This is a genomic window from Lysinibacillus sp. UBA6686 (assembly GCF_002455205.1).
In the GTDB taxonomy this organism is placed as follows: Bacteria; Bacillota; Bacilli; order Bacillales_A; family Planococcaceae; genus Lysinibacillus; species Lysinibacillus pakistanensis.
Genome location: NZ_DKJS01000015.1, coordinates 1 through 3,047 on the forward strand (window position 1 = coordinate 1; position 3,047 = coordinate 3,047).

At 45.4% G+C, this 3,047-nt stretch carries 1 protein-coding gene; it reads left to right on the plus strand.

What is annotated here, in order from left to right; all coding sequences use genetic code 11:
• On the plus strand, positions 1-3,047 hold a 3,047-nt coding region (gene pyc, locus B2R82_RS04230; RefSeq protein WP_286923678.1), incomplete at both ends, for a pyruvate carboxylase.

Consider the following 3,047-nt stretch of genomic DNA (forward strand, 5'->3'; position numbering starts at 1 on the left):
AAAATTCTCGTAGCCAATCGGGGAGAAATTGCGATTCGTATTTTCCGTGCCTGCACGGAGCTTCATATCCAAACGGTAGCCATTTATTCACGAGAGGATAGTGGCGCCTTCCATCGCTTTAAAGCAGATGAGGCCTATTTAGTAGGGGCTGGTAAAAAGCCAATTGATGCTTATTTAGATATTGAGGGTATTATAGCGATTGCTAAAGATGCGGGCGTAGATGCCATTCATCCGGGGTATGGTTTTTTATCGGAAAACGTAGAATTTGCACGTCGTTGTGAGCAGGAGGGCATTGTGTTTATTGGTCCTACTTCTGAACATTTAGATATGTTTGGAGATAAGGTCAAGGCTCGTTCGCAAGCTATTGCCGCTGGAATTCCTGTTATTCCTGGTACAGATGGCCCTGTCGCTGATTTAGCAGAGGTAGAGGCATTTGCTAGCACCTATGGCTATCCAGTTATGATTAAGGCAGCACTTGGGGGTGGTGGCCGTGGGATGCGCCTGGTCCATACATCAGAGGAGCTTGCTTCTTCTTATGAACGAGCTAAATCGGAGGCAAAGGCTGCTTTTGGCTCGGATGAGGTGTATGTTGAGAAGGCGATTATCAAGCCGAAGCATATTGAGGTTCAAATTATTGGTGATCAGCAGGGCAATATCGTGCATCTCTATGAGCGTGATTGTTCGATTCAACGTCGCCATCAAAAGGTCGTTGAAATCGCCCCTTCACATTCTATTTCAGAAAGTTTAAGAAATCGAATTTGTGAGGCGGCCGTGCAGCTCATGAAAAATGTCTCGTACATAAATGCAGGGACAGTGGAATTTCTAGTAGCAGGTGAGGATTTTTATTTCATTGAGGTGAACCCTCGTATTCAAGTAGAGCATACCATTACGGAAATGATTACGGGTATCGATATTGTGCACACTCAAATTAAGGTGGCGGCAGGCTATGCGCTGCACAGTGAAGAAATTCATCTGCCAAAGCAGGAAGAGATGCCGATGATTGGCTATGCGATTCAGGCACGTGTCACAACAGAAGACCCTGCCAATGATTTTATGCCGGATACAGGTAAGCTGATGGTGTATCGTTCGAGTGGTGGCTTTGGGGTTCGTTTAGATGCAGGGAATGGCTTCCAGGGCGCTGTTGTGACACCGTACTACGATTCCTTATTGGTGAAAATCTCAACATCAGGAATGTCGTTTCAAGAAGCTGCTGCGAAAATGGACCGTAACTTAAAAGAATTCCGTATTCGTGGGGTTAAAACGAATATTCCGTTTTTAAATAATGTCGTGACACATGAGAAATTTTTAACAGGTGCCTTCGATACAAGCTTTATCGATACGACGCCAGAACTATTTAATTTCCCTGTGCGCAAGGACCGTGGGACAAAGCTGTTAAGCTATATTGGTAATGTGACATTAAATGGCTTCCCAGGGGTAGAGAAGAAGGCAAAGCCCATTTTTGTACAGCCAAGCATGCCGAAAGTGGACCCATTTATCGTGCCACCAGCAGGTACAAAGCAAATTTTAGATGCCCAAGGAGCAGAAGGGCTTGTGAAATGGATTCAGGCACAGGAGGATGTACTGCTTACAGATACAACGTTCCGAGATGCACATCAATCTCTACTGGCAACACGTGTACGTTCACAGGATATGTTCCAAATTGCCGATGCCACAGCACACTTGCTGCATAATTTCTTCTCGCTCGAAATGTGGGGAGGGGCGACGTTTGATGTGGCCTACCGTTTCTTAAAGGAAGACCCATGGGAGCGCCTTGCAAAGCTACGTGAACAGGTGCCAAATGTGCTATTCCAGATGTTACTGCGCGGGGCAAATGCGGTAGGCTATACGAACTACCCGGATAATTTAATCCGTGAATTTATCGCAGAATCAGCAGCATCAGGGATTGATGTGTTCCGTATTTTCGATAGCTTAAACTGGATAAAAGGCATGGAAGTAGCCATTGATGCGGCCCGTCAATCAGGGAAAATTGCCGAGGCAGCCATCTGTTACACAGGTGATATTTTGGATGACACACGTGCCAAGTATTCAGTGCAGTACTATAAGGACATGGCAAGGGAGCTAGAGGCAGCCGGTGCTCATATTTTAGCCATTAAAGATATGGCTGGTTTATTAAAACCGGAAGCCGCGTATCGTTTGGTTTCCGAGTTAAAAGAGACGTCAAGTCTACCAATCCACTTGCATACACATGACACAAGTGGAAATGGCATTTATCTATATGCCAAAGCCATTGAAGCAGGTGTAGATATTATCGATACAGCCCTCGGTTCGATGGCGGGCTTAACATCACAGCCAAGTGCGAATTCTCTGTATTATGCGACGAAGGGCAGTCAGCGTAAGGTACGTGCTGATATTGAAGCACTAGAAAAGCTATCCTACTACTGGGAGGATGTACGCCATTATTATAAGGATTTTGAAAGTGGCATGATGAGCCCGCATTCTGAAATTTATGTGCATGAAATGCCAGGTGGTCAGTACAGTAATCTTCAGCAGCAGGCAAAAGCAGTTGGCCTTGGCGATAGATGGGAGGAAGTGAAGCGCATGTATTCCCGCGTGAACCTTCTATTTGGTGATATTGTCAAAGTAACCCCATCCTCAAAGGTAGTCGGGGATATGGCATTATTTATGGTGCAAAATGAATTAGACGAACAGTCCGTCTTAACAAGAGGACAAACGATTGACTTCCCAGACTCTGTTATTGAGTTCTTCCAGGGATATTTAGGACAACCACACGGAGGTTTCCCTGAGGCGTTGCAAAAGGTTGTATTAAAGGACCGTGAAGCCATTACAGTACGCCCTGGTGAACTACTAGAGCCTATCCATTTTGAGCAGCTGGAAGCAGTGCTAGAGGACAAATTAGATCGTCCTGTCACAAAGAAGGATATACTCGCTTATGCACTCTATCCAAAAGTGTTTGAGGAATACGCCAAAACAGTGAACTCCTTTGGCAATATTTCGGTATTGGATACACCGACCTTCCTATACGGGTTAAAGCTAGGGGAAGAGATCGAGGTCGAAATTGAAAAAGG